This is a genomic window from Pseudomonas sp. SDO5271_S396, from assembly GCF_054071795.1.
The window spans coordinates 220,995-245,781 of the sequence record NZ_JBSVWB010000003.1 but is presented as its reverse complement, the minus strand read 5'-3'; the positions used below and the strand labels follow the sequence as shown (position 1 = coordinate 245,781).

Annotated in this window: 25 protein-coding genes and 1 riboswitch; of the genes, 10 read left to right on the top strand and 15 right to left on the bottom strand. The window is 61.8% G+C overall.

Annotated elements, in window-relative coordinates; genetic code table 11:
* Positions 1-166 precede the first annotated feature (166 nt).
* From ACW9IN_RS04300 to ACW9IN_RS04280, 5 genes are read right to left on the bottom strand one after another with little or no spacing between them, the layout of a single operon-like run.
* A complete protein-coding gene (locus tag ACW9IN_RS04300) occupies positions 167-796 on the bottom strand; it encodes an urea amidolyase associated protein UAAP2 (protein WP_457364704.1) in 630 nt (209 codons plus the stop codon).
* Positions 797-805: 9 nt separating this feature from the next.
* Positions 806-1,531, bottom strand: a complete 726-nt coding sequence (locus ACW9IN_RS04295) for an urea amidolyase associated protein UAAP1 (RefSeq protein WP_457364703.1) — start codon at positions 1,529-1,531, stop codon at positions 806-808.
* Positions 1,528-2,292: an ABC transporter ATP-binding protein gene (locus ACW9IN_RS04290; RefSeq protein ID WP_457364702.1), complete on the bottom strand. Its 765-nt coding sequence runs from the start codon at positions 2,290-2,292 to the stop codon at positions 1,528-1,530. The genes ACW9IN_RS04295 and ACW9IN_RS04290 overlap by 4 nt, the downstream gene beginning before the upstream one ends.
* Entirely contained in the window at positions 2,289-3,104 is an 816-nt protein-coding gene (locus ACW9IN_RS04285; RefSeq protein ID WP_457364701.1) for an ABC transporter permease, read from the bottom strand. Before ACW9IN_RS04285 ends, ACW9IN_RS04290 begins: the two co-directional genes overlap by 4 nt.
* Before the next feature lie 12 nt (positions 3,105-3,116).
* Positions 3,117-4,184 carry a putative urea ABC transporter substrate-binding protein gene (locus ACW9IN_RS04280; RefSeq protein ID WP_457364700.1) on the bottom strand — a complete coding sequence of 356 codons (1,068 nt, stop codon included), beginning with the start codon at positions 4,182-4,184 and terminating at the stop codon, positions 3,117-3,119.
* A gap of 60 nt (positions 4,185-4,244) precedes the next feature.
* Positions 4,245-4,346, bottom strand: a riboswitch (guanidine-I (ykkC/yxkD leader).
* A 314-nt stretch (positions 4,347-4,660) separates the two neighbouring features.
* On the opposite strand from ACW9IN_RS04280, the gene ACW9IN_RS04275 reads away from it, so the two are divergent.
* The gene (locus ACW9IN_RS04275; RefSeq protein ID WP_457364699.1) at positions 4,661-5,023 is read left to right on the top strand and encodes a hypothetical protein; all 363 of its coding nucleotides are present in this window, start codon (positions 4,661-4,663) and stop codon (positions 5,021-5,023) included.
* Here ACW9IN_RS04275 and ACW9IN_RS04270 read toward each other — a convergent pair.
* Positions 5,020-6,132, bottom strand: coding sequence for an enoyl-CoA hydratase/isomerase family protein (locus tag ACW9IN_RS04270; protein ID WP_457364698.1), 1,113 nt, complete (start codon positions 6,130-6,132; stop codon positions 5,020-5,022). The genes ACW9IN_RS04275 and ACW9IN_RS04270 overlap by 4 nt on opposite strands.
* A 135-nt stretch (positions 6,133-6,267) precedes the next feature.
* Between ACW9IN_RS04270 and ung the strand changes: the two genes are divergently transcribed.
* Complete coding sequence (ung, locus tag ACW9IN_RS04265) at positions 6,268-6,960, top strand: uracil-DNA glycosylase (protein WP_457364697.1); 693 nt, start codon at positions 6,268-6,270, stop codon at positions 6,958-6,960.
* Between the two features lie 64 nt (positions 6,961-7,024).
* Here ung and ACW9IN_RS04260 read toward each other — a convergent pair whose 3' ends face one another.
* Genes ACW9IN_RS04260 through ACW9IN_RS04240 form a run of 5 tightly spaced genes read right to left on the bottom strand, consistent with a single transcriptional unit; the run spans position 7,025 to position 12,414 of the window.
* Positions 7,025-8,062 carry an AbrB family transcriptional regulator gene (locus ACW9IN_RS04260; protein ID WP_457364696.1) on the bottom strand — a complete coding sequence of 346 codons (1,038 nt, stop codon included), beginning with the start codon at positions 8,060-8,062 and terminating at the stop codon, positions 7,025-7,027.
* Positions 8,055-9,569, bottom strand: a complete 1,515-nt coding sequence (locus ACW9IN_RS04255) for a tripartite tricarboxylate transporter permease (RefSeq protein WP_457364695.1) — start codon at positions 9,567-9,569, stop codon at positions 8,055-8,057. Before ACW9IN_RS04255 ends, ACW9IN_RS04260 begins: the two co-directional genes overlap by 8 nt.
* Before the next feature lies 1 nt (position 9,570).
* Positions 9,571-10,029: a tripartite tricarboxylate transporter TctB family protein gene (locus tag ACW9IN_RS04250; RefSeq protein WP_457364694.1), complete on the bottom strand. Its 459-nt coding sequence runs from the start codon at positions 10,027-10,029 to the stop codon at positions 9,571-9,573.
* Positions 10,030-10,089: 60 nt separating this feature from the next.
* Complete coding sequence (locus tag ACW9IN_RS04245) at positions 10,090-11,073, bottom strand: Bug family tripartite tricarboxylate transporter substrate binding protein (protein ID WP_457364693.1); 984 nt, start codon at positions 11,071-11,073, stop codon at positions 10,090-10,092.
* Between the two features lie 48 nt (positions 11,074-11,121).
* Positions 11,122-12,414, bottom strand: coding sequence for an OprD family porin (locus ACW9IN_RS04240; RefSeq protein ID WP_457364692.1), 1,293 nt, complete (start codon positions 12,412-12,414; stop codon positions 11,122-11,124).
* Between the two features lie 235 nt (positions 12,415-12,649).
* Between ACW9IN_RS04240 and ACW9IN_RS04235 the strand changes: the two genes are divergently transcribed.
* Both ACW9IN_RS04235 and ACW9IN_RS04230 read left to right on the top strand, forming a co-directional pair.
* Positions 12,650-13,321 carry a response regulator gene (locus ACW9IN_RS04235; RefSeq protein WP_457364691.1) on the top strand — a complete coding sequence of 224 codons (672 nt, stop codon included), beginning with the start codon at positions 12,650-12,652 and terminating at the stop codon, positions 13,319-13,321.
* Positions 13,314-14,699 (top strand): sensor histidine kinase, encoded by a 1,386-nt coding sequence (locus ACW9IN_RS04230; protein WP_457364690.1) that lies wholly within the window; start codon positions 13,314-13,316, stop codon positions 14,697-14,699. Before ACW9IN_RS04235 ends, ACW9IN_RS04230 begins: the two co-directional genes overlap by 8 nt.
* Here ACW9IN_RS04230 and ACW9IN_RS04225 read toward each other — a convergent pair whose 3' ends face one another.
* Positions 14,700-15,521 carry an HDOD domain-containing protein gene (locus ACW9IN_RS04225; protein ID WP_457364689.1) on the bottom strand — a complete coding sequence of 274 codons (822 nt, stop codon included), beginning with the start codon at positions 15,519-15,521 and terminating at the stop codon, positions 14,700-14,702.
* 36 nt (positions 15,522-15,557) lie between these two features.
* The gene (gene ygfZ / locus ACW9IN_RS04220; RefSeq protein WP_457364688.1) at positions 15,558-16,499 is read right to left on the bottom strand and encodes a CAF17-like 4Fe-4S cluster assembly/insertion protein YgfZ; all 942 of its coding nucleotides are present in this window, start codon (positions 16,497-16,499) and stop codon (positions 15,558-15,560) included.
* 140 nt (positions 16,500-16,639) lie between these two features.
* Here ygfZ and ACW9IN_RS04215 point away from each other — a divergent pair, with 140 nt between their 5' ends.
* On the top strand, positions 16,640-16,894 hold the full coding sequence (locus ACW9IN_RS04215) for an FAD assembly factor SdhE (protein WP_176999181.1): 255 nt from the start codon (positions 16,640-16,642) through the stop codon (positions 16,892-16,894).
* A complete protein-coding gene (locus tag ACW9IN_RS04210) occupies positions 16,878-17,324 on the top strand; it encodes a protein YgfX (protein ID WP_457364687.1) in 447 nt (148 codons plus the stop codon). The genes ACW9IN_RS04215 and ACW9IN_RS04210 overlap by 17 nt, the downstream gene beginning before the upstream one ends.
* Here ACW9IN_RS04210 and nadB read toward each other — a convergent pair.
* Entirely contained in the window at positions 17,293-18,909 is a 1,617-nt protein-coding gene (gene nadB, locus ACW9IN_RS04205; RefSeq protein WP_457364686.1) for an L-aspartate oxidase, read from the bottom strand. The two genes, ACW9IN_RS04210 and nadB, sit on opposite strands and share 32 nt — an antisense overlap.
* Positions 18,910-19,369: 460 nt before the next feature.
* Here nadB and rpoE point away from each other — a divergent pair, with 460 nt between their 5' ends.
* From rpoE to ACW9IN_RS04185, 4 genes are all read left to right on the top strand, one after another.
* Positions 19,370-19,951 (top strand): RNA polymerase sigma factor RpoE, encoded by a 582-nt coding sequence (rpoE, locus tag ACW9IN_RS04200; protein WP_123715030.1) that lies wholly within the window; start codon positions 19,370-19,372, stop codon positions 19,949-19,951.
* A gap of 32 nt (positions 19,952-19,983) precedes the next feature.
* Positions 19,984-20,571 (top strand): RseA family anti-sigma factor, encoded by a 588-nt coding sequence (locus ACW9IN_RS04195; protein WP_457364685.1) that lies wholly within the window; start codon positions 19,984-19,986, stop codon positions 20,569-20,571.
* 16 nt (positions 20,572-20,587) lie between these two features.
* Complete coding sequence (locus ACW9IN_RS04190; RefSeq protein ID WP_457364684.1) at positions 20,588-21,550, top strand: MucB/RseB C-terminal domain-containing protein; 963 nt, start codon at positions 20,588-20,590, stop codon at positions 21,548-21,550.
* A 234-nt stretch (positions 21,551-21,784) separates the two neighbouring features.
* On the top strand, positions 21,785-23,221 hold the full coding sequence (locus ACW9IN_RS04185; RefSeq protein ID WP_457364683.1) for a DegQ family serine endoprotease: 1,437 nt from the start codon (positions 21,785-21,787) through the stop codon (positions 23,219-23,221).
* Between the two features lie 67 nt (positions 23,222-23,288).
* Here ACW9IN_RS04185 and ACW9IN_RS04180 read toward each other — a convergent pair whose 3' ends face one another.
* Positions 23,289-24,722 (bottom strand): M48 family metalloprotease, encoded by a 1,434-nt coding sequence (locus ACW9IN_RS04180; RefSeq protein WP_457364682.1) that lies wholly within the window; start codon positions 24,720-24,722, stop codon positions 23,289-23,291.
* Between the last annotated feature and the right edge of the window lie 65 nt (positions 24,723-24,787).

Here is a 24,787-nt window from a genome sequence, read left to right as displayed (position 1 = left end):
GCGGGTCGTCCCGCACAATGGGGCAAGCGCCAAGGTCGTCCACGGCGCAAATCTCTGGAATCAATGTGGGAGCTGGCTCCCACACTTGGGCCTCATGGCTTGCGCAGGCACTGCCCGGCTCTGGATTGGCACAGCGCAAACAACCAGCGGCGCAGCCGCTTCATTTTCAGTTCCATACCAGCAGCTCCGCAGGGGTCGGGTTGTAGGCGTTGCACGGGTTGTTCAGTTGCGGGCAGTTGGAAATCAGCACGATCACGTCCATCTCCGCGCGCAGGTCGACGTATTTGCCGGGGGCGGAAATGCCGTCTTCGAACGTCAGCCCGCCGTCGGCCGTGACCGGTACATTCATGAAAAAATTGATGTTCGGCCCGATGTCGCCTTTGTCCAGCCGACCATCGTGGGCGCAGGCACGCAGGTAGTTGTCGCGGCAACTGTGCATGTAGCGTTTTTCCAGGGCGTAGCGCACGGTGTTGCTCTCCTGGGCGCAGGCGCCGCCGAGGGTGTCATGGTGCCCGCAGGTGTCATCGACGATGGTCAGCATCGGCTGGCCGAGGTTGGAATACAGCACGCTGCCGGTGCCCAGGTACACGCTGTTCTGCCGCCGCAATGTGCGTTGCACGTCGTAGCGTTCGCGCGGGTTCTTGAGGCTGTAGAACAGCGTGTCGACGGCCTGGTTGCCCTCGAGGTCGAGGATGCGCAGGGTCTGCCCGGCCTTGACCTCCATCAGCCACGGCTCGCCGGCGGGAATGGTGGCGCGGTACACCGCAGCTTCCGGTTGTTTCAGTGCAGTAGACATGGCGGCTCCTCAGGCAAACAGGCGGTCGGTGTTGATAAAGCCGCGCTCGTTTTCGGGGCGCGAGGTACGGCAGTGTTCGGCGACGCTCGGGTCGGCGTTCATCCAACTGAGTTTCAGCGGTTGCGGGGCGTAGTCGGGGTTGGGGTCCATGGGGTGTTGCAAGGCGGTGAGCACCACCAGGGTGTCCATTGGCGCATAGAGTTCGATGTAGTCGCCGGCTTTGGAATTGCCCGGCACGAAATGCAAACCGCCTTCACTGTCCACATTGACGCGGCTGAACAGGTTGAGGGTCATCAGCAGGTCAGACAGGCCCAGGCCCCACTTGCCCAGTTCCACCAGGAGGTTGTCGGTGCCGTTGCGAAAGAAGCCGTTACGCAGTTCCTGGTAGCGGCCCTGGCCGTATTTTTCCGCGACTTCGGCGGCGCACAGCACACCGCCGAGGCTGTCACTCCAGCCGCAGGTGTCGGCGGTGATGGCGGCCAGCACGCGGCCCATGTCCGAGTACAGGCAGTGACCGCTGGTGAGCTTGGCGGTGTGCTGGCATTTGAGGCTGTCGGGCAGGTTCAGGCGCTCGGTTTTTTCGTTGGCGTTGAGCAGCGTCAGGCTGACGTTGGCGCCACCGCGCAGGTCGGTAAGGCGCAACAGTTGGCCGCGCTTGAGCACGAAGGAACGATGACCACCGCCGGGGAGCATTTCCTCGGCGAAGGGCGGGAACAGTTGAGTGGAATCGATCATGGGGCAGTCACTCCGGGTTCTGCGGCGAGCGCCTTGCGGCGTTCGCTGTTCAAAGGGATGTCGTAGGTGATGCGGGCGCCATAGGCGCCAGGGGCGTGGGGGTCGACGCGGACCTTGTCGAACACCAGCAGGCGCGTGCCCAGGCTGAAACCTTCGCTGAGGTCATGGGTGACCATGAACACCGTCAACCGGGTTTCACGCCACAGTTCCAGCAGCAACTGGTGCATGTCTTTGCGGATGCCCGGGTCGAGCGCGCCGAAGGGTTCGTCCAGCAGCAACACGCGGGGTTTCATGATCAGCGCCTGGGCGATGGCCAGGCGTTGTTGCATGCCGCCGGAGAGCTGCGCCGGGTACTTGTCGAGGGCGTGGCCAAGACCCACCTTGTGCAGCAGTGCGGCAGCCTGTTCCCGCGCGGTTCCTTTCGCCGTGCCGAACAGACGACCCAGCAGGCGTGAACGCGGTAATTCGATGCCCAGGACAACGTTGTCCAGCACGCTCAAATGCGGGAACACCGAGTAGCGCTGGAACACCACGCCACGGCTGGCATCGGGCTCGCTGGCGAGGGGGTTGCCGTCGAGCAGGATCTGGCCCTTGCTCGCGGTTTCCTGGCCCAGCAGCAGGCGCAGGAAGGTGGACTTGCCGCAGCCGGAGGTGCCCACCAGCGTGCAGAATTCCCCTTCGGCCACTTGCAGGTCCAGCCCTTCGAGCACCACCTGGTCGCCATAGCGCTGCCACACATTGTTGACGCTGATAAAACTCATGGACGCGCTCCTTCGTACCAGGGGAACGCACGTCGGGTCAGGGCCTTGAGGCTCCAGTCCATCAACCAGGCGAGCAGGGTGATCCACACCACGTAAGGCACAATCACGTCCATGGCCAGGTAGCGGCGTACCAGAAAGATCCGGTAGCCCAACCCGTCGGTGGAGGCGATGGCTTCGGCGGCGATCAAAAACAACCACGCCGAGCCCAGCATCAGCCGCAGCGAGATCAGCAGGCGCGGCAGCAATTGCGGCAACACCACGCGCAGCATCAGGGTCCAGGTCGACGCGCCGAGGGTCTGCGCCTTGACCAGCAACTCGACGGGAATTTCCCGCGCACGTTGTTCCAGGTCCCGCGCCAGCGCCGGGGTGATGCCGATCACGATCAGCATCACTTTGGACAATTCCCCCAGCCCGAACACGATGAACAGGATCGGCAGGATCGCCAGCGGCGGCACCATCGACAGCACCGTCAGCAAGGGTGACAACGGCGCGCCGAACAGCGGCAAGGTGCCGGCGGCGATGCCCAGGCACAGGCCGGCGAGGGCCGCGACGCCAAGGCCCAAGCCCAGACGGCGCAGGCTCGACGCGCTGTCTTGCCACAGCACGTATTCACCGGTGCGGGCGTCGGCGCTGAACGCCAGGCGTTTCACCGCATCGCCCATTTGGGCGGCGCTGGGCAGCAGCTTGTCGTTGGGGTTGTCCGCCAGGCGTTCGGCCGAGCCCACGAAGTAGGCGAACAGCAGTAACGCGAACGGCAGCAGCACCAACAGTAGGCGGCTGGAGCGGTGCGGATGACGGTTGATCAGGCGCATGGCCAGTTCCTCTTACAGCGTGCCGTCGGCGGCCATCTGCACGTAGCTGGGGTCGAAATGCAGCTTGAGGTTGGCGGTGTCGCCGCTGGTCACGCCGTTGGCGAAGCTCATGCCCACGGCGCTGGTGTCCTTGGCGCCCTCACCGAGCAGGCCGTGTTCGAAGGAGAACTCGGCCACCTTGCGCATGGTGGCGGGCAACTGTTTGCTGGTGGCGAAGGCCAGGGCTTCCTGGGGCGTCGCGAACAGCTTGGTCGTGTCCAGTTGTGCCTGGAAACCTTTGAGGTCAGTACCGGAGGCCTTGGCCATATGCGCCAACGCTTCGCTGCTGGCCGCACCCTTGGCGTTCATCAGCGCGACGGTTTCGAACCAGGCACCGGTCAGGGCTTTGCCCAGGGCCGGGTTGTCCTTGAGGACCTGGGTGTTGACCACCATCATGTCCATGATTTCGCCGGGCACTTTGCTCGAGTCGAACACTTCGGTTACGCCAGGCTTGGCCTTGATCTCGGAGAGCATCGGGTTCCAGGTGGTCACCGCCTGCACCTGGTCGGTGCTGAAGGCGGCGGCGATGTCGGCGTCGGAGGTGTTGACCACTTTCAGGTCTTTTTCCGTCAAGTCCGCCGACTCCAGCGCGCGGGCCAGCAGGTAGTGGGACACGGAGAGTTCCACCAGGTTGACGTTCATGCCCTTGAGGTCGGCCACGGTCTTGCCGCTGCCCTTGATCACCACGCCATCGTTGCCGTTGGAGAAGTCGCTGACCACCAGCGCGGTGCTGTCCACGCCGCCGGCGGCGGGAATGGTGAGCGCGTCCATGTTGGTCATGGTGCAGCCGTCGAACTGACCGGCGGTGTACTGGTTGATGGACTCGACGTAGTCATTGAGCTGGACCATGTCGACAGTGATGCCGTACTTCTTCGCCCACTTGTCGAGGATGCCCTGGCTGCCGGCGTATTCCCACGGCATCCAGCCGGCGTAAATGGTCCAGCACACGCTGAAGTGGTCTTTGGGGGCGGCTTGGGTTTGAACACTCAGCACGGCGGCAAACGCGGCGGCGAGCAAGGCGGGTAAACGCAGTGAGGGCATGGGGCTTCTCCAGTTGATCAGGGGCGGGCAGGAACAACGCGGCACCGTGAACGGTGGCTTGTCTCCCGGGCTTTTATCCCGCCGTGTAACCTCAACTGGAGGTCGCCGACTCTCGGACCAGCCACTCGCGTTTCGCGAGCCGGAACCCTAGTCGGCCATTGCAAATTGTGGTGCCGCGAATCTGTTTTCAGTCCTGCACGCCCAGAGACAAAGCGAGAGTCGTGCCAAGTGGCGGGCAAGCGTGTAGCGCGCGGGTTTGCGCAGTGGCGCCTGTGGCGGCGGGAAGGGATGTGCGTTGTGCTGGTGCGCGCCCGCACTGCAATGAGGCGCTCGCTTCGTCTGAAACAGATGTTTCAACCTGTGTCAGAAACGCACCAGATTCGGTTTTTGATGTCAGATATTTCGTCATTCACTGAAAGATGAATGCCGCCCTCCAGCGTCGCTGGAGGTGCTCTTCCGCGGTCCGGGAGGCCGCCATGTATCGACGACTGCTGCTCAGCGCTTTACTCGGTCTGACCCTATCCGCGTGTGTGCCCTATTACGATGGTGGCCAGAGCTATTACCGCTCCGAGGTCTACACCGCGCCGGCGCCGGTGTATTACTACGGCGGCGGCACGGCGTATCAATACCGCCGCGACTACTACCCCGCACCGCGTTACTACGCCCCGCAACCGCGTTATTACTCGGCGCCGCGCTATTACCAACCGGCGCCGCGTTATTACCCTCGACCCGGTTACCGGCCTTACCCGAACCAGGGCTGGAACGGCCGCTGGGGCAACGGCGGCGGGCATAACCAGGGCGGCAACGGGCATGGCGGCCACGGCGGTGGGCATCGCTAAACGTCGGACAAATCCGCCAGCGGGTGGCGGCCTTCCCAGGCCTTGTGAAAGTGCGCTTGCACCACGGCGTCGGGAATCGTGTTGATATCCGGCCAATGCCAACGGGGCTTGTGGTCCTTGTCGATCAGCCGCGCGCGCACCCCTTCGCTGAACTCCGGGTGGCGACAGCAGTTGAGGCTCAGGGTGTATTCCATCTGGAACACCTGGGCCAGGGACAAATGCCGGGCGCGTCGGATCTGTTCCCACACCAGATGCGCGGTCAGCGGGCAGCCCTCGCTCAAGGTTTTACCGGCGCGCTGGAACAGTGGGTCAGCGTGATCTTGCAGCAGGCTCAAGGCCCGCCAGGCGCAGCGTATGTCACCCACGTCCAACCATTCGTCGATTAGTGCACGGCGCGGCAACCATTGCGCTTCGGGTTGCTGGTTGGCGGCTTCCTGGGCCAGGGCTTTGAGCAGGCTGTTGAGCTGCATCGCGGTCTGTTCCTGCCAGTTCAGTTGCAGCAAACCGTCGAGCAGTTCGTCCTGTTGATCGTCCCGCAGGAAGCGGTCGGCGAGGCCCAGGTCCAACGCGTCGCGCCCGTTGATGTGCGCGCCCGTGAGGCCGAGGAACAGCCCCAGCTTGCCGGGCAGACGTGACAGAAACCAACTGGCACCCACGTCCGGGTACAGGCCGATGCTGATCTCGGGCATGGCCAGCCGGCTGCTCGGTGTGACGATGCGCACCGCCGCGCTTTGCAACAGGCCCATGCCGCCACCCAGCACGTAACCGTGGCCCCAGCAGATCAGCGGTTTGGGAAAGGTGTGCAGGCGATAGTCCAGGCGGTATTCCGCCGCAAAGAACTGCCCGGCCAGCGCCGGCACTTCACCCGGTTGTTCGCGGCAGGCCTGGGCCAGGCTGCGCACTTCGCCACCGGCGCAAAACGCTTTGGGGCCATTGCCGCGCAGCAGCACACACACAATGTTCGGGTCTCTGGCCCAGCTGTCCAGGCGCTCGCTCAGGGCCAGGATCATCGGCAGGGACAGGGCATTCAGGGACTTTTCGGCGTCGAGGCTGGCGATGCCGATGCGGGCGCCGTCGCTGCCGGTCAGCTCTTCGAAGTGCAGGTTCATCATGACCTCATTCGGGGGAGTGAAGGATCAGTATGATCCCTTCGCGGGAAAGTGCCGGTAGCGTGTCAGATCAATTGACAAGCGGGGTCGGCTTTCCTAGGGTTCGCCCATTCTTTTTTACACGATGATTTATTCATGACTGACGGCGACCGTATCAAACTCGAACCCAGCTGGAAACACGCCCTGCGCGACGAGTTCGACAAGCCTTACATGGCCCAGTTGCGCGAGTTCCTGCGCCAGGAACATGCCGCCGGCAAGGAGATCTACCCGCCCGGCCCGCTGATTTTCAATGCGCTCAATTCCACGCCGCTGGATAAGGTCAAGGTGGTGATCCTCGGCCAGGACCCGTACCACGGCCCCGGCCAGGCCCACGGGCTGTGCTTCTCGGTGCAGCCGGGCGTGCCGACGCCGCCGTCACTGGTCAACATCTATAAAGAACTCAAGCGCGACCTGAACATCGACATCCCCAACCACGGCTGTCTGCAAAGCTGGGCTGACCAAGGCGTGCTGCTGCTCAACACCACCATGACCGTGGAGCGCGCCAACGCCAACGCCCATGCGGGCAAGGGCTGGCAGTTCTTTACCGACCGCATTATCGAAGTGGTCAGCCAGCATCAGCCGCACCTGGTGTTCCTGCTGTGGGGCGCCCATGCACAGAGCAAGCAGAAGCTGGTCGACGCCACCAAGCACCTGGTGCTGACCTCGGTGCATCCGTCGCCGTTGTCGGCGTATCGCGGGTTTTTGGGGTGCGGGCATTTCAGTCGCACCAACAAGTACCTTGAGCAGAACGGCGAGACGCCTATCGAATGGCGGTTGCCGCCGCTATAAGCCTCACCTCAGCCACTGTGGGAGCGGGCAAGCCAGCTCCCACATTTTGAACGGTGTCGGAGCGTTAAACCTTTTCGGGCTGGCGATTCCAATGCCTGAACAACGGCTCTGCCAAGAACAACACAAACAACAACCGCATCACCTGCATCGCCGTCACCAGCGGCACCGACAGTTGCAAGGTTTCGGCGGTGAGGCTCATCTCGGCAATGCCGCCGGGCATCATGCCCAGGGTCAGTGAGCGCAAGTCCAGGTGGGTCAGGGCACTCAGGCCGACTGCCGCGAAGGTGGCCAGCGCCATGGTCAGCGCGGTACCGACCAGGGTGCGCGCCATGAACGACGGCGCCCGGCGGAAGAACTGCCGGTTGAAGTGGCAACCCAGGCCGCTGCCGATCAGCCACTGGCCGATCTGGCTGCCGCCATCGGGCAGGCCGATATGCAGGTCCCACACCACACTGGCAGTCGCACTTACCAGCAGCGGCCCGAACAGCCACGGGTTCGGCTGGCGCAGGCGCTGCCATCCCCAGGCCACCAGCGCACCGATCGGAAACAGCGCGAACAGCCATGGCCAACTGACTGGCGCCGGATGAAACTGCGGAGCGCCGCCGCCCAGCAAATATTTGAAGATCGCCGGCACGCACAACACCACCACCAGCACGCGCAGACTCTGCCCCGCCGCGACGCGGCTGAGCACTGCGCCATTGCGCGCGCCGAGGTTGACCATCTCACCGGAACCGCCCGGCATGCTCGAGAAAAACGCAGTGGCGCGGTCTTCACCGCTGCGGCGCATCAACCACACGCCGACGATACTTGAGAGGCTGGTGACCAGTGCGCCGAAGAAGATCAGCCCGAAGTGGCTCAGCACCTGCTCGATCACCACCGGGGTGAAGTGCAGGCCGATGCCGATGCCCACCACCCATTGGCCGCATTTGCGCCCGCCGGGAATCTCCGCCAACTGCCACGGCGTGAGGCAGCGCACCAGGATGATCGCCAGCAACGAGCCGACCATGTACGGCAATGGCCAGCCGACGAGGCTGGCCAGGTAACCGCCGGCCAGGCCGACCAGCGGTGTTCCCCACCATTGTTTAAAGGTGACCTCAGACATCGGCCAGGGCACGACGCTGCAGGGCACGCTTGCGGTAGATGCGCACCAGCGGGAAGGCCAGCATCAGCGCGGTCAGTACCCACACGCCAAAGGCGATCGGGCTCGACCAGAGGATGTCCAGCGCACCATTGGAAATCGACAGCGCACGACGCAGGTTCTGCTCCATCAGGCCGCCGAGGATAAAGCCCAGCAGTACCGGCGACAGCGGGAAGTCGAGCTTGCGCAGGATGTAGCCGAAGATGCCGATGCCGACCATGAGGAACAGGTCGAAGGTGGTGGCGTGCACGGCATAAACGCCAATCGCGGTGATGATGGCGATCACCGGCACCAGCGCCCAGTTCGGCACGGCGAGGATACGCGTGAAGATGCGGATCATCGGGATGTTGAGGATCACCAGCATGATGTTGGCGATGAACAACGACGCGATCAGGCCCCAGACGATGTCCGGTTGCTGTTGGAACAGCAGCGGGCCCGGGGTGATGTTGTACAGCGACAGCGCGCCGATCATCACCGCCGTGGTGCCCGAACCGGGAACGCCGAGGGTCAGCATCGGTACCAGGGCGCCGCAGGCAGAAGCACCGATGGCCGTTTCTGGGGCGGCGAGGCCGCGCATGTCGCCCTGGCCGAATTTACCGCCGGCACCGGCCAGGCGTTTTTCGGTCATGTAGGCCACGGCCGAGGCCAGGGTGGCGCCAGCACCGGGCAACACGCCCATGATGAAACCCAGCAGCCCGCAACGGATGTTCACCACGAACACCGCAGAGGCTTCCTTGAGGTTGAACAGCATGCGCCCGGTGGCTTTCACGGCTTCCTGGCCACGGTGGGTCTTTTCCAGCAGCAACAGGATCTCGCTGATGGAGAACAGGCCCAGCACCAGCACCACGAACTGAATGCCGTCGGTGAGGTGGATGTTGTCGCCGGTAAAGCGGTACACGCCGCTGTTGGCGTCGATGCCCACCGCCGACAGGAACAGGCCGATCAGGGCCGCCACGAAGGTCTTCAGTGGTTTGTCACCGGCCATGCCGCCCAGGCAGACAATCGCGAACACCATCAGTACGAAATATTCCGCGGGACCGAAGGCAATTGCCCACTTGGCCAGCAGCGGCGCAAACAGCACCATGCCGCAGGTGGCGATGAACGCACCGATGAACGAACTCCACGCCGACAACGACAGCGCCACGCCGGCCAGGCCTTTGCGGGCCATCGGGTAGCCGTCGAGGGTGGTCATCACGGTGGACGCTTCGCCCGGGATGTTGAGCAGGATAGAGCTGATACGGCCGCCGTATTCGCAGCCCAGGTACACGGCAGCGAGCAGGATCAGTGCCGACTCCGGCGGCAGGCCCAGGGCGAAGGCGATGGGGATCAGCAAGGCCACGCCGTTGATCGGGCCCAGGCCCGGCAGCAGGCCGACCACGGTGCCGATCAACGTGCCGCACAGTGCGGTTACCAGGTTGTAGGGGGACAGTGCAACGCCGAAGCCCTGACCCAAGTAGCTGAAAGTATCCATGTCAGTTCTCCAGAACGTCGAGCAGGCCGAGGGGCAGCGGTACATCCATGGCTTTGTCGAACAGCAGGTAAAGACCGATGGCCATCAAGGTGACGATCACCACGCTCGGCAACCAGCGGCCGCCATACAGACGGGCCATGGGAATGCCGATCAGCATGCTGCTGAGGATGAAGCCCAAGGGTTCGAAGGTGCCGGCAAACACGATCAGCAGCGCCACGCAGATGCTGATCTTGATCAGGGTCTCGCGGTCCAGCGGCGGTTCGTCTTCGGTGTGTTTGGTGGGCTGTGGGCGAAACAGCATGTAGATCAGGCCCAGGCTCATCAGCCCGAGCATCAGCAGCGGGTAGGCGCGAGGCCCCACTGGCTCGTAGGAAAACGAGGCCTGATACGGCCAGGCCATCAGTGCCAGGCCGGCGCAGACCAGTAGCATCACGCAGGCGAAAATGCGTTGTAAAAGCATGTGAAACTCCTGGGCCACGCGCCCGGTTCAGGAGGGCGTGGCCACATTAGAGAGGGGCGTTTACTGGATCAGGCCGAACTCTTTGGCCAGCACTTTGTAGTCAGCCACCTGTTTCTTCACGTAGGTGTCCAGCTCGGGGCCGGTCATGGCGAACGGGAACAGCTCGCGCTGGTCACGCAGTTTGGCGAACTCGTCGGAGGCCAGCAGTTTGTCGAAGGCTTCTTTCCACCAGGCATAGTCGGCATCGCTGACTTTTGGCCCGAGGTAGAACCCACGCACCACCGGCCAGACGATGTCGTAGCCTTGCTCTTTGGCGGTCGGAATATTCTTCATTTCCGGCTCGTCCAGGCGCTGCTCGGAGAACACCGCCAGCAGGCGCATGTCACCGCTCAGGATATGCGGCATGGAGTCGGAAATATCCGTACTGCCCACCTGGATGTGACCGCCGAGCAGGGCGGTGGCGATCTCGCCGCCGCCTTCCAGCGCCACGTAGCGCAGCTCGCGCGGGTTGATCCCGGCGGCCTTGGCGATCAGCGCGGTCTGCATCCAATCCTGGCTGCCGACGGTGCCGCCGGAGCCGATTACCACGCCGCCCGGATCTTTCTTCAGGGCTTTGACCAGATCGTCGAGGGTCTTGTAGGGCGAATCGGCTTTCACCGCGATGGCCCCGTAGCTGGTGCCGACGGCTGCCAGCCAGCGCACCGCGCTTTCATCGAAGCGACCGAATTTGCCTTGGGCCAGGTTCAACAGCGAACCACTGGACCAGGCCACCAGGGTGCCGGCATCGGCCGGGCGCTGGGCGACCACCGCGTTGTAGGCCACCGCACCGACGCCGCCGGGCATGTAGGTCACACGCATCGGCTTGGTCAGCAGTTTCTCGTTGACCAGTGCGCTTTGCGCCAGTTTGCAGGTCAGGTCAAAGCCACCGCCCGGCGAGGCCGGCGCAATGCATTCCGGACGCTTGGGTTCGTCGGCGGCCAGCAGTTGGCCGGCGAACAGCATGCAGCCGGCGGCGAGGGCCAATTTACGCAGTGAAAGGGTCATGGGTTTCTCCGTCATTGTTGTTATCGATTGCTGCTTTTCGAGGCGCACTTACCAAAGCGCAATGCTGTAGCTCACCAGCAGGCGCATTTCATCCGCATCACGGGCTGAATAGTTGGAGCGGTAGGTCGCGTTGCGCAGGCGCACGGCCACATCCTTGAAGGTGCCGCTTTGCACCACGTATTTGATCTCGCTGTTGCGTTCCCACTCTTTGCCGGTATCGCCGTTTCTGAGCTTGATGTTGTCACCCGACAGGTAACGGCTCATGAAGCTCAGGCCGGGAATGCCCAGCTTGGTGAAGTCGTAGTCGTAGCGTGCCTGCCAGGAGCGCTCTTCGGCGCCGGCAAAGTCGTTGATCTGCACGAAGTTGACCAGGTACGGATCGCTGCCATCCACATAGGGGAACGCGCTGTCGCCGGACATGTGCTGGTAGCCGGCGCTGAGCTTATGGCCATTGAGGGCATAGCTGAACAGGCCGTTGAGAGAGGTGTTGTCGATCTTGCCGCCACGGGCGGCCCCGGTGTCATCGCTGATGGCCAGGCGCAGGTCGGCGGCGAAGGTGCCGGGACCCAGCGGGCGGGCGGCTACCAGGCCGAGGAAGTGCTGGCGGTATACGTCGTCGAGCTCGGCGAAGTGGTAGCTGCCGGTGATCTTGTCGGCGAACTTGTAGTCGACGCCGCCAAAGTTGAAGTGCTTGCCGGTGGCGCCGCTGAGGAAACGACTGTTCTTGTTGTTGAGGCCGATGTCTTCGTAGTTGCTGTCGTCGCGATCCTTGGCCTTGTCGAGGCGGCCACCGGTGAACACCAGGTTCTTGAACTCCTTGGAGGTCAGCAGGCCACCGTTGAAGGTCTGCGGCAGGATGCGGCCATCGTTGGGCTTGAGGATCGGCAGTTCGGGGATCAAGGCACCGATCTTCAGCTCGGTGGCCGAGATCTTCACTTTGCCGGTCAGGCCCAGTTTGGAGTATTCATCGGCGGCGCGACCATCGTCGTGGGTGGGCAACAGGCCGGTGCCGGTGCGGTCGGGGCTGGAGTCGAGCTTGACCCCAAGCATGCCCAGCGCATCCACGCCGAAGCCGACGGTGCCGTCGGTGTAGCCCGATTGCAGGTTGAGCATGAAGCCCTGGGCCCATTCGTCGCGCTTGGATTGCTGTGCGCTGGTGCCGTCGCGGAAGTCACGGTTGAAGTACATGTTGCGGGTTTCCAGGGTCGCGCTGCTGTCTTCGAAGAAGGCAGCCTGGGCAAGCGGCGAAAAGCCTGCAAGGGCAGCGGCACTGGCGAGGGCGGTCTGGGCAAGGCGGGAAAAACCAACAGGCGAGGCGGCCTGGGGCTGTGTCGACAGCATCGTTGTGTACTCCGTTATTGTTCTTATTTTGGCGAAAACGCATCGAGGCGTTTTTCGGTGGCCACGGATCAGGCAGCCCGATGGGCATGACCCACCGTGAAGGGATGCTAAAGGGCGAAGCTTTCACTAACCTTTCAGTTGCCTTTCAATGTTTTCGGGCTTCACAGGGCAGGCGGCGCCTGTAAACTGCCCGGCAAAGCGTGGTGCCGACCACCCCTGACTGAGGTAGAAATCCATGCGTGTCTTGCTGGTTGAAGACCATCTGCAACTCGCCGAAAGTGTTGCCCAGGCGCTCAAGAGCACGGGGTTGACCGTCGATGTGCTGCACGATGGGGTGGCGGCGGACCTGGCCTTGAGCAGCGAGGAGTACGCGGCGGCAATCCTCGACGTGGGGCTGCCGCGGATGGATGGTTTTGAGGTGCTGGCCCGTTTGCGGGCACGCGGGAAAAACCTGCCGGTGCTGATGTTGACCGCACGCAGTGACGTGAAGGACCGAGTGCACGGCCTGAACCTGGGGGCTGACGACTATCTCGCCAAACCGTTCGAGCTGACCGAGCTGGAGGCGCGGGTCAAGGCGCTGCTACGGCGCAGCGTGTTGGGCGGCGAACGCCAGCAGATCTGCGGGGTGCTGGTGTATGACCTCGACACCCGGCGGTTTACCGTCGCGGGCGAACTGATGACGCTGACCTCCCGTGAGCAAGCGGTACTCGAGGCGCTGATCGCGCGCCCGGGGCGAGTGATGAGCAAGGAACAACTGGCTTCCCAGGTGTTCGGCCTGGATGAAGAGGCTAGCCCGGATGCCATCGAAATCTACGTGCACCGACTGCGCAAGAAACTCGACGGCCAGCCCATCGCCATCGTGACCTTCCGTGGCCTCGGCTACCTGCTGGAAGCGCGCGATGCATAAGCCCAGCAGCCTGCGCTGGCGCCTGCTGTGGAACCTGGCGCTGTTGCTGGTGGTGCTGATGTTCGCCAGCGGCATGAGCGCCTACTGGAATGGCCGCGAGGCCGCCGACACCGCTTACGACCGTACGCTGCTGGCGTCGGCGCGCACCATCGCCGCAGGCCTGACTCAGGTGGACGGCACCTTGAGCGCCAACGTGCCCTACGTGGCCCTGGACACCTTCGCTTATGACAGTGCCGGGCGTATTTACTATCAGGTCAATGACATCGACCGAAAGCTCATTTCCGGTTACGAAAACCTCCCCGGCCCACCACCCGGCACGCCACGCACCGATGACTATCCGGCGCTGGCGCGTTTCTATGACGCCATGTACCAGGGCCAGCAGGTGCGCGTGGTCAGCCTGCTCAAGGCAGTGTCCGAACCGAACATGAATGGCATGGCGGAAATCCGCGTGGCCGAAACCGATGAGGCGCGGGTCAGCATGGCTCGCAGCCTGATGGCCGACACCTTGTTGCGATTGGGCATGCTCGCCGTCGGGGCGTTGTTGCTGGTGTGGTTCGCCGTGAGTGCGGCGCTGCGTCCGCTGGAACGGCTGCGCACGGCGGTGGAAGAACGCCAGCCCGATGACCTGCGACCCTTGCCCCTGGTGGAGGTGCAACACGAGTTCGGCCCGTTGGTGCGCTCTCTCAACCACTTCACTGAGCGTCTGCGTGGGCAGTTCGAACGCCAGGCGCAGTTCATCGCCGATGCGGCCCACGAACTGCGCACGCCGCTGGCAGCGCTCAAGGCCCGTTTGGAACTGGGTTTGCGCGCCGAAGAGCCGGCTACGTGGCGCAGTACGCTGGAGACTGCCGCCCAGGGCACCGACCGTCTGACTCACCTGGCCAATCAATTGCTGTCCCTTGCGCGCATCGAAAACGGTGCCCGGGCGATTGCCGAAGGCGGCGCGCAATTGCTGGACTTGAGCCAGTTGGCCCGCGAACTGGGCATGGCCATGGCGCCTTTGGCCCATGCGCGGGGCGTGGCGCTGGCCCTGGAGGCTGATGAGCCGGTGTGGTTGCGGGGTGAGCCGACGCTGTTGAATGAGCTGTTGAGCAACCTGGTGGATAACGCTCTGGCGCATACACCGTCCGGCGGCAATGTGATTCTGCGGGTGACCGCACCGGCTGTGCTGGAGGTGGAAGATGACGGCCCGGGCATTCCGCTCAATGAGCGTGACCGGGTGTTCGAGCGTTTCTATCGACGCAGCCAGCAGGGCATGGGCTCGGGCCTGGGGCTGGCGATCGTCGGCGAGATTTGTCGGGCGCATCTGGCGCAGATCAGCCTGCACGATGGCGAGCAGGCGGGCTTGAAAGTACGCGTGAGTTTTATCGCGGGTTGATCAGTAGAACATCGAGCGCGCTTCATCCAGTTCGGTGCGCAATTTGTCGCTGTAAGGGTCGACCCGCAGCTTTTTGATCGCGGGCAGGTTGAATACCGGCACATCGGCCAGGGGATGGTCGGTGCCGCGATGGCAATACAGCACGGCCACTTGTACCAGGTCGATGTAGTCCAGGGTGGCCGACTCGCGCTCCAGGTTCAGGTATTGGCCGGGCAGGTTGACCAATGACTCGGGGAAATCCCAGCCGCGCAGCAGTTGGTCGCCCAATACCGGGTGGATGCTGTCGATCACGTGGTTGAGGCTGACCGGGTCCGAGAGCAACTCGTAGTGATCCTCGGCATAGGTGAGGATGGGCAAGACGCCGATCTGGTGCACCAGGCCGCCGAGGGCTGCCTGGTCCGGCTTGAGTTGGGTGTGGCCGCGGCACAGGGCATAGCTCACGCCCGCCACTTCGAGGCTGCGGCGCCAGACATCGCGCATCTTCTGTTCGACCGCCTCGGAGCGGGCGTGGAAAATCTGCTCCATGACCAGGCCGATGGCCAGGTTGCTGCTGTAGTTGGTGCCCAGTCGCGTAATGGCGGTGTGCAGGTCGGTGACTTCCTGGGTGGCGCGCAGCAACGGGCTGTTGACCACTTTGATCAGGCGTGCCGACAGCGCGGTATCGCGACCGATCACTTTGCTCAGATGGCTGATGCTGATATCCGGGTCTTCGGCGGCTTGACGAATCTTCAGGGCCACTTCCGGTAATGTCGGCAGAACCAGGTCATCGTTGTCGATGGCCGCAACCAAAGCCTGTTGGACTTTTTCCGCCAGCTTGTTCATTCATGCTCTCTAGGGTGTTGCAAAAAGGTACGGCGATCAGCGCTGGATCTCTCGATCACGGTCGAGCGTGTAAGGCAGGTCAAGCAATTGCAGGCCGGGGCCTTCCAGGGTGCCTAAATGCACATCGCCACTATCGGCAGCTTCGGCTTGCAACACGGCCAGAAGTTCAATGGTTTGGTCCGCTTTTGCGGCAAGCACCACTTCGCCGATCGAGCTGTTGTGGCTGGGAGAAAACAGCGGGGTGCCTGGTTCGGGCATGTCAGGTGCGTCGAGGTTCAAGCGGTACAGGCGGCGCTTGAGTTTGCCCAGGTACTGCATGCGCGCGACGATTTCCTGGCCGGTGTAGCAGCCCTTCTTGAAGCTGACGCCGCCTACGGCTTGCAGGTTGAGCATCTGTGGGATGAACAGTTCGCGGGTTTGCGGCATGACCTGACCGATACCGGCGCGGATTTGCCCCAGCAGCCATTCGTTCAGACCGCTTTGTTCGAGGCGTGCAGCCAATTGGCCGCGTACGGCGTCGCCTTGCTCGGCAGGCACCCAGAGTTCTGCGCGGCCAGGAGAGACACGGATGGCGATCAACGTATCGTTGCGAACGACGCTATCGGTCTCGGCGGGCAGTTCAAGGCCAAGGCTGGCCAGGACCTGATCCGCATTCGTCAGGCCGAAGCGCACCCAGGCGGCGCTTTCGTCGGTGAGTTTGGATTTGGAAAACACGGCGTACTTTTTCAAGTCGGCCAGTTGCGGTTCCAGCAGTTCGCTGGTCATGGCCAGTAACACGCCGTCGCCTTGCAGCAGGATGCGGAAGCTCGACTGCATGCGCCCTTTTTGCGTGCAGCGCGCACCAAGGCTGGCCTGGGCATCGCTCAGGTAATTGAGGTTGCAGGTCAATTGGCCCTGCAGGAATTTGGCAGCGTCGGCGCCGCGGACGGCGAGAACGCCTTCGTGGGACAGGGGGCAGAAGAAAGCAGAGTCAGCCATGGGTCATCGCAGGTCAAAAAGTCATGGGTGCATCATAGAGGGGCGCCCGGCAAATGGATAGTTTCCGTATGGCGCGACCAAAGCCGACTGTTCCGGTGCCGTCGGGCCTGTATACTTGCCGCCTATTTGAGGAGCGCTCCATGGTCGAAGATGTAGAAATCAATCGCCTCTTCTGGCATAGCCGTCGTGGCATGCTGGAGTTGGATGTGTTGCTGGTGCCGTTCACCAAAGAGGTATACGCGACGCTCAACCAGGTCGATCGCGACCTCTACGTCCGGTTGCTGACCTGCGAAGATCAGGACATGTTCGGCTGGTTCATGGAGCGCTCCGAATCGGAAGATCCAGAGCTGCAGCGCATGGTTCGGATGATTCTGGACCGTGTCCAGCCCAAGTAATCGTTTTGAATGCCGCTGGCAGGCCTCACGGCTATTGCTGGCGGCGTACCTCTTTGCCCAGCTGGTCGCGCTGGGTGCATGTTTGTTTGTGGATTTACCCTATTCAAGCCTCGGCGCGTTTGTGTGCCTGGCGCATGCCGCCTGCGTTCTGCCTCGGCATATTCTGCTGAGTCACCGTTCGTCGGTTCGTGGCCTGCGCCGCGACGAGGATGGCTGGCAGTTATTCTCTGCCGAGCGGGGCTGGCACAGCGTGCAACTGCGGCCTGACAGCCTCGCGCTACCGCTGATCGTGGTGCTGCGCTATCGGCTGCCAGGCGAGTGGCGGGTGCGTTCGATCTGCGTGCCCAAGGATTCACAGGCCGCCGACCTGCATCGGCGGCTGCGCGTACGCCTGAAGTTCAGCCGCCGTAGGTGCCTGGCACCAGGATAGTGTCGCGGGCCTCGGGCAGCATCTGCGGGTAGTCGAGGGTGTAATGCAGGCCGCGGCTTTCCTTGCGTTCCATGGCCGAGCGAATCATCAGCTCCGCCACCTGGGCCAGGTTGCGCAGCTCGATCAGGTCGCGGCTGACCTTGTAGTTGCTGTAGAACTCGTCGATCTCGTCCAGCAGCAACCGTACCCGGTGTTGCGCGCGTTGCAGGCGCTTGTTGGTGCGCACGATGCCCACGTAGTCCCACATGAAGCGGCGCAGTTCGTCCCAGTTGTGCGCGATGATCACATCCTCGTCCGAATCGGTAACCTGGCTGGCGTCCCAGCGGGGCAGGGCGGTGGGCACCGGGATGTTCGGCAGTTGGTCGAGAATGTCGGCGGCTGCCGAGCGCGCATAGACGAAGCATTCGAGCAACGAGTTGCTGGCCATGCGGTTGGCACCGTGCAGGCCGGTGAAGCTGGTTTCGCCGATTGCGTACAGGCCGGGCACGTCGGTGCGGCCATGCTGGTCGACCATCACGCCGCCGCAGGTGTAGTGCGCCGCCGGCACCACGGGGATCGGGCCTTTGGTGATGTCGATGTTGAAGGCCAGGCAGCGCTCGTAGACCGTGGGGAAGTGCGTCTTGATGAAGGCTTCGGGTTTATGGCTGATGTCGAGATAGACGCAGTCGATGCCCAGGCGCTTCATTTCATGGTCGATGGCGCGGGCGACGATGTCACGTGGTGCCAGCTCGGCGCGTGGGTCGAAGCGCGGCATGAAGCGTTCGCCGTTTGGCAGCTTCAAGTGCGCGCCTTCGCCGCGCAGCGCTTCGGTGACCAAAAAGCTCTTGGCCTGCGGGTGATACAAGCAGGTGGGGTGGAACTGGTTGAATTCCAGATTGGCCACCCGACAGCCCGAGCGCCAGGCCATGGCGATGCCATCGCCACAAGCACCGTCGGGGTTGCTGGTATAGAGGTAGACCTTGGCCGCCCCGCCCGACGCCAGAATGGTGAACCGTGCCCCGTAGGTATCGACTTCACCGCTGCTGCGGTTGAGCACGTAGGCACCGAGGCAGCGTTCGCCGTCGAGGCCCAGGCGTTTTTCGGTGATCAGGTCGACAGCAACGCGTTGCTCCAGCAGTTCTATGTTGGGGCGTTGGCGGGCTTGCTCGAGCAAAGTCTTGAAAATGGCAGCGCCGGTAGCATCGGCCGCATGGATGATGCGGCGATGGCTGTGGCCGCCTTCGCGGGTCAGGTGGAACTCAAAGCCACCGTCGTCATTGCCCGCCTGCTCGTCGCGGGTGAAGGGCACGCCCTGGTCGATCAACCATTGGATGGCTTCGCGGCTATGCTCCACGGTGAAGCGCACGGCCTCTTCGTTGCACAGGCCGCCGCCGGCGTTGAGGGTGTCTTCGACGTGGGATTGTACGGTGTCGGTGTCATCCAGCACGGCGGCGACACCACCCTGGGCCCAGAATGTCGAGCCATTGGCCAGGTCGCCCTTGCTCAGGACTGCGATCCGCAGGTGGCCGGGGAGGGTGAGTGCGAGGCTCAAGCCGGCAGCGCCGCTGCCTATCACCAGGACATCGTGTTGAAACTGTTGGCTCATTTGAAGGATTCCGCAAAAAGCGATCCAAAGGGGGCGCAAACAGGACGCCTGGATCGGCGAATCAAAGGGTCGCACGGGCCACTAGTATATAGAGGGGGGGAGCGGCACAATAGCCGGGCGTTCGTGGCAATGTGAGATTACGGTGCGCGCCAGCGTAAAATCGGCCAGTTATTGAAACGGGAACTTTTTGCATGGGCCCCGACTCAATAGCAGGTTGCCCGAAAGCTGGGAAAACGTTGAGTTTATTGGCCCGTCGGGAGCATCGGACGCGTCAGAAAACCGGCGACAAGATTATTCGCGCAGTCGGTATCAACCGCGCTGCGTTTTTCGTGTGTGCCAATTCAGTGCATGCCGGAAACTTGCTTGAAGGGGGAGAACTTTTGCGAAAAGTCCGAGTCTATGTTTGCAAGCCTGATCGTTTAGTTATGCAAGCCTCCTTCAAGTACAACGAGGAGTGTTCATGCTAACCCAGGAAGAGGATCAGCAGCTGGTCGAGCGCGTTCAACGCGGCGACAGGCGAGCTTTTGATCTGCTAGTGCTGAAATACCAGCACAAAATTCTCGGGTTGATCGTGCGGTTTGTGCACGACACCCATGAAGCGCAGGACGTTGCACAGGAAGCCTTTATCAAGGCGTACCGTGCACTCGGGAATTTCCGCGGTGACAGTGCGTTCTACACGTGGCTGTATCGCATCGCCATCAACACGGCGAAGAACTATCTGGTGTCTCGCGGACGCCGCCCACCGGATAGCGATGTTAGTTCAGAAGATGCAGAGTTTTACGATGGTGATCACGGCCTCAAGGATCTCGAGTCGCCGGAGCGAGCATTGCTGCGCGACGAGATCGAGGGCACCGTCCATCGCACCATTCAGCAACTGCCAGAAGATTTACGTACCGCGTTAACTTTACGTGAATTCGATGGTCTGAGTTACGAAGACATTGCGAGCGTCATGCAGTGTCCGGTGGGGACTGTAAGGTCACGGATTTTCCGGGCCCGGGAAGCCATCGATAAAGCCTTGCAACCGTTGTTGCAGGAAAACTAAAGACAGCGGCGACAGCCAAGAGAGGAACCGCCATGAGTCGTGATGCCCTGCAGGAATCGCTGTCCGCAGTGATGGATAACGAAGCGGATGAACTGGAACTTCGTCGAGTGCTCAACGCATTTGATGATGTCGAAACCCGTGATACCTGGTCTCGTTACCAAGTCGCTCGGGCGGCGATGCACAAGGATCTCCTAATCCCTCGTCTGGATATTGCTGCGGCCGTTTCTGCTGCGCTGGCTGATGAAGCCGTTCCGGCAAAAGCTGCACGCGGACCTTGGCGGAGCATTGGCCGCCTGGCAGTGGCTGCTTCGGTAACCGTTGCTGTGCTGGCGGGTGTTCGTCTGTACAACCAGGACGAAATTGCGGGTGCCGAGCTGGCCCAGCAGACTCAGCAACCGGTCATGGCCGGTCCGCAAGTCAAAGGCCCTGCTGTGTTGGCTGGCTACAAGGAAAGCTCTGACGCCACTGGCCCTATGGCCAACGGCGTATTGCAAGGGCAGTCCGGCTGGCAAGATCAGCGTCTTCCAGGCTACCTGCGCCAGCACGCACAGGATTCGGCTCTGAAAGGCACTGAAAGTGCTCTGCCATACGCTCGCGCTGCAAGCTTGGAAAACCGCTAAATCGTCAAGGAGCCCTATGCGCGCCATATCGCTCCTTACGGTTTTGCTCAGTGGTTGGTTAGCGCTCCCCGCCCACGCCGATGACGCTCAGGATTGGCTCACTCGACTTGGGCGTGCAGAGCAGCAGCAAAGCTTCGAAGGGACGTTCGTCTACGAGCGTAACGGTAGTTTTTCTACCCATGACATCTGGCACCGTGTCGAGAATGGTCAGGTTCGTGAGCGTCTCCTGCAACTCGATGGTTCTGCCCAGGAAGTAGTACGGGTAGACGGTCGGACTCAGTGCGTCAGTGGCGCGCTTGTCGCAGGCTTGGGTAATTCACGCGAAGCCCCTTCGCGCGCCCTCGATCCCCAAAAACTCTCTCAATGGTATGAGTTTGCCGTTATCGGCAAATCCCGCGTGGCCGGTCGTGAGACTGTGATCGTATCGATTACGCCGCGTGACGCCTTCCGTTATGGGTTTGAGTTGCATCTGGACCGCGAGACGGCGCTGCCTCTCAAGTCTCTGTTACTGAACGATCAAGGTCAGTTACTGGAGCGCTTTCAGTTCACTCGTCTGAACACTTCAGTGATACCCGGTGACCGCGATCTGCAACCCACCAATGAATGCACACCCATTGCAGTGGCCAACAGCAAGGCACCGGAAGTCGACACCACCGAGGCCTGGCACCTTGAATGGCTGCCGCCTGGCTTTCAGCTCACCAGCAGCAATGCGCGCAAAGATGTCCAGACCAAGGCCACTGTCGACAGCCTGATGTACAGTGATGGACTGACGCGTTTTTCGGTGTTCCTGGAGCCTGTCAGCGATGCAAACGTAACCGAAACCCGCACCCAATTGGGCCCAACGGTTGCCGTATCCCGCCGTCTCAACACGGTGGACGGTGAAATGATGGTGACGGTCGTGGGTGAGATTCCCTTGGGTACCGCTGAGCGTATCGCCCTGTCGGTGCGTGGTGAAAAAAAGCCAGCCGCCAAGCCGTGAGTCGTTAATCCTATGTTCATCCTGACCTTTCAATGTAAGCCGATGCCTGGTCGGCTAGCGAGAACATGAAATGTCTGGATCAGTATTTTCACTTGCAAAAAATCCTTATGTTTTTTATAGGTCAGGACTTGTCGGTTCTGGCCTTGTTTTGTTCGCGGAACAAAGATGTCGGTCGAAGTTTTCGGCGTTTCTTGAACCCTGTCGCTCAACCCTGCTCGTCGTAACGGGAGCTGTATGTCGATACCACGCTTGAAGTCTTATTTATCCATCGTCGCCACGGTATTGGTGCTGGGGCAGGCCGTGCCTGCGCAAGCGGCCGAACTGCCTGACTTCACCCAGTTGGTGGAGCAGGCTTCGCCTGCCGTGGTGAACATCAGCACCACACAGAAGCTGCCGGATCGTAAAGTCTCCAACCAGCAGATGCCCGACCTGGAAGGTCTGCCGCCGATGCTGCGCGAATTCTTCGAGCGTGGCATGCCGCAGCAGCGTGCTCCCCGTAGCGGCGGTGGCAAGCGCGAGGCCCAATCCTTGGGTTCGGGTTTCATCATTTCGTCGGACGGCTACATCCTGACCAACAATCACGTGATCGCTGACGCTGACGAAATCCTCGTGCGTCTGGCTGATCGCAGCGAACTGAAGGCCAAGTTGGTGGGCACCGACCCGCGTTCGGATGTGGCTTTGCTCAAGATCGACGGCAAGGACTTACCGGTATTGAAGCTGGGTAAATCCCAGGACCTGAAGGCCGGCCAGTGGGTAGTGGCGATCGGTTCTCCGTTTGGCTTTGACCATACGGTGACCCAAGGCATTGTGAGTGCCATCGGTCGCAGCCTGCCCAACGAAAACTACGTGCCGTTCATCCAGACCGACGTGCCGATCAACCCGGGTAACTCCGGTGGTCCGCTGTTCAACCTGGCCGGTGAAGTGGTAGGGATCAACTCGCAGATCTACACCCGCTCCGGTGGATTCATGGGCGTGTCCTTCGCCATCCCGATCGATGTGGCCATGGATGTTTCCAATCAGCTGAAAAACGGCGGCAAAGTCAGCCGTGGCTGGCTGGGGGTGGTGATTCAGGAAGTGAACAAAGATCTGGCTGAGTCTTTCGGTCTCGACAAGCCGGCGGGTGCGCTGGTTGCACAGATCCAGGACGATGGCCCGGCTGCCAAGGGTGGCCTGCAGGTGGGTGACGTGATTCTGAGCATGAACGGTCAGCCGATCATCATGTCAGCCGACCTGCCACATTTGGTCGGTGCGCTGAAGGCGGGCAGCAAGGCCAAGCTGGAAGTCATTCGTGAAGGCAAGCGTCAGACTGTTGAGTTGACGGTCGGTGCGATCCCGGAAGAAGGCGCAACGCTGGATGCTTTGGGTAATACCAAACCGGGCGCCGAGCGCAGCAGCAACCGTCTCGGCATTGCAGTTGCGGAACTGACCGATGAGCAGAAGAAAACCTTCGACCTCAAGAGCGGTGTCGTGATCAAGGAAGTTCAGGATGGTCCTGCTGCGCTGATCGGCTTGCAGCCAGGCGACGTGATTACCCACCTGAACAACCAGGCGATCAACTCCACCAAGGAATTTACCGATATCGCCAAGGCGCTGCCGAAGAATCGTACCGTGTCGATGCGGGTTCTGCGTGAAGGGCGTGCCAGCTTCATCACTTTCAAACTGGCCGAATAACCCGCCAGAGCAATAAAAAGCCCCGCTTTCGTTAAACGAAGGCGGGGCTTTTTTGTGGGGGCCTGTTTTAGCTCATCATCCCTTTCACCAGCCGCTCCTGTTCGATCAACTCACGCTGTCGCGCGTCGATGCGTGAAGACAGGGGGAAGTTGCTGCCGGCGCGACGCTTGGCAAAATCCAGTTGCTGGATAGCCTGCTGAAAATCGCCGACCAATGCAAAGTACTCGGCCCGGGCCTGGTGCAAGCCAATGATGTTGCCCGACAAACCACGGGTTTCGGCAACCTGATACCACACATCCGGATCGTCCGGACGGGACTTCAGCAACCCATCCAGTGCTTTTTCCGCATCGGCCGTCCGGTTCTGTTTCAGCAACAGGTCGACCCTCACCTGGTTCAGCGGATAGTTGCCGGGGTATTGGGTCAACATGCGGTCCGTGCGTTGCTGGGCATCGGGCAAGCGGCTGTTGTCCATGTCCAGCTGGATCTGCGCCAGATTGTAGGTAATGTCGTTGGGCGACTTGGCCAGTAACGGTGCCAGGTTTTCCCGAGCCTCCTTGAATTGGCTGCCCTTGATCTGAGCGATGGCCAAGCCATAGCGCGCCACGTCGTTTTTTGGATTTTCATCCAGCTGTGCCTGGAAACGCTTGGCGGCCAGGCCCGGTGTGTCTTCGTATTGGAGTTGCACCCGTGCACGAATCAACTGATAGCGCAGGCTGTCTTCCTTACCGCCAAGTTTGGCCTGTTCGGCACGGTTACGGGTGTCGGCGATCCGTGACTCGGTCACCGGGTGCGTCAACAGGAACTCAGGCGGCTTGGCGTCGAAACGGTATTGGCGCATCAAGCGTTCGAACATGGTCGGCATGGAGCGGGGGTCGTACCCGGCTTTTTCCAGATTGAGGATACCGATGCGGTCGGCTTCCTGTTCGTTCTGGCGAGAAAACCGGCGCTGTTCCTGGATCGCCGCAGCCTGGGAGCCGGCAATCGCAGCAATGCCTGCATCGCCGGCGCCGGCGGCTGCGGCGATAATGCCACCGAGCAGCGCCGCCATCATCGGGATCTGCATGCGTGATTGCGCTTCCACGCCCCGAGCGAAGTGACGCTGGGATAAATGCGCCAGTTCGTGAGCAAGTACCGAGGCGTACTCGCCTTCGGTCTGGGCATTGAGGAACAAACCGCCGTTGACGCCGACAATGCCGCCAGGAGCGGCGAAGGCGTTCAACTGTGGGCTGTTGATCAGGATGAACTCCAGGCGCCGGTCATTGACCTGGCTGGTCTCAACCAGCTTGTATACGCTGGTTTCGACATAGTCCTTGAGCTGCGGGTCGTTGAGTTGCGAGACCTGGCCGCGCAGATAGGCCAGCCACGCCCGGCCCAGCTGGAATTCCTGTTGTGGCGAGACAATGGCAGAACTGGCGTCGCCAAGTGACGGCAGGTCGTCAGCGAAGCCTGGAGAGGCCAGCAGGCAAGCCAGCGTCAGCAGGGTGGGGCGCAAAAAAGTCATGCACAAAGCCTTTCGACAAAGAGGTTACTGTAGCCGGACACTGAGCTTCGGACCAGATATTCTAT

Coding starts and splice junctions, on each gene's coding strand:
- ACW9IN_RS04300 (WP_457364704.1), bottom strand. CDS start 796: ATGTCTACTGCACTGAAACAACCGGAAGCTGCGGTGTACCGCGCCACC.
- ACW9IN_RS04295 (WP_457364703.1), bottom strand. CDS start 1,531: ATGATCGATTCCACTCAACTGTTCCCGCCCTTCGCCGAGGAAATGCTC.
- ACW9IN_RS04290 (WP_457364702.1), bottom strand. CDS start 2,292: ATGAGTTTTATCAGCGTCAACAATGTGTGGCAGCGCTATGGCGACCAG.
- ACW9IN_RS04285 (WP_457364701.1), bottom strand. CDS start 3,104: ATGCGCCTGATCAACCGTCATCCGCACCGCTCCAGCCGCCTACTGTTG.
- ACW9IN_RS04280 (WP_457364700.1), bottom strand. CDS start 4,184: ATGCCCTCACTGCGTTTACCCGCCTTGCTCGCCGCCGCGTTTGCCGCC.
- ACW9IN_RS04275 (WP_457364699.1), top strand. CDS start 4,661: ATGTATCGACGACTGCTGCTCAGCGCTTTACTCGGTCTGACCCTATCC.
- ACW9IN_RS04270 (WP_457364698.1), bottom strand. CDS start 6,132: ATGAACCTGCACTTCGAAGAGCTGACCGGCAGCGACGGCGCCCGCATC.
- ung (WP_457364697.1), top strand. CDS start 6,268: ATGACTGACGGCGACCGTATCAAACTCGAACCCAGCTGGAAACACGCC.
- ACW9IN_RS04260 (WP_457364696.1), bottom strand. CDS start 8,062: ATGTCTGAGGTCACCTTTAAACAATGGTGGGGAACACCGCTGGTCGGC.
- ACW9IN_RS04255 (WP_457364695.1), bottom strand. CDS start 9,569: ATGGATACTTTCAGCTACTTGGGTCAGGGCTTCGGCGTTGCACTGTCC.
- ACW9IN_RS04250 (WP_457364694.1), bottom strand. CDS start 10,029: ATGCTTTTACAACGCATTTTCGCCTGCGTGATGCTACTGGTCTGCGCC.
- ACW9IN_RS04245 (WP_457364693.1), bottom strand. CDS start 11,073: ATGACCCTTTCACTGCGTAAATTGGCCCTCGCCGCCGGCTGCATGCTG.
- ACW9IN_RS04240 (WP_457364692.1), bottom strand. CDS start 12,414: ATGCTGTCGACACAGCCCCAGGCCGCCTCGCCTGTTGGTTTTTCCCGC.
- ACW9IN_RS04235 (WP_457364691.1), top strand. CDS start 12,650: ATGCGTGTCTTGCTGGTTGAAGACCATCTGCAACTCGCCGAAAGTGTT.
- ACW9IN_RS04230 (WP_457364690.1), top strand. CDS start 13,314: ATGCATAAGCCCAGCAGCCTGCGCTGGCGCCTGCTGTGGAACCTGGCG.
- ACW9IN_RS04225 (WP_457364689.1), bottom strand. CDS start 15,521: ATGAACAAGCTGGCGGAAAAAGTCCAACAGGCTTTGGTTGCGGCCATC.
- ygfZ (WP_457364688.1), bottom strand. CDS start 16,499: ATGGCTGACTCTGCTTTCTTCTGCCCCCTGTCCCACGAAGGCGTTCTC.
- ACW9IN_RS04215 (WP_176999181.1), top strand. CDS start 16,640: ATGGTCGAAGATGTAGAAATCAATCGCCTCTTCTGGCATAGCCGTCGT.
- nadB (WP_457364686.1), bottom strand. CDS start 18,909: ATGAGCCAACAGTTTCAACACGATGTCCTGGTGATAGGCAGCGGCGCT.
- rpoE (WP_123715030.1), top strand. CDS start 19,370: ATGCTAACCCAGGAAGAGGATCAGCAGCTGGTCGAGCGCGTTCAACGC.
- ACW9IN_RS04195 (WP_457364685.1), top strand. CDS start 19,984: ATGAGTCGTGATGCCCTGCAGGAATCGCTGTCCGCAGTGATGGATAAC.
- ACW9IN_RS04190 (WP_457364684.1), top strand. CDS start 20,588: ATGCGCGCCATATCGCTCCTTACGGTTTTGCTCAGTGGTTGGTTAGCG.
- ACW9IN_RS04185 (WP_457364683.1), top strand. CDS start 21,785: ATGTCGATACCACGCTTGAAGTCTTATTTATCCATCGTCGCCACGGTA.
- ACW9IN_RS04180 (WP_457364682.1), bottom strand. CDS start 24,722: ATGACTTTTTTGCGCCCCACCCTGCTGACGCTGGCTTGCCTGCTGGCC.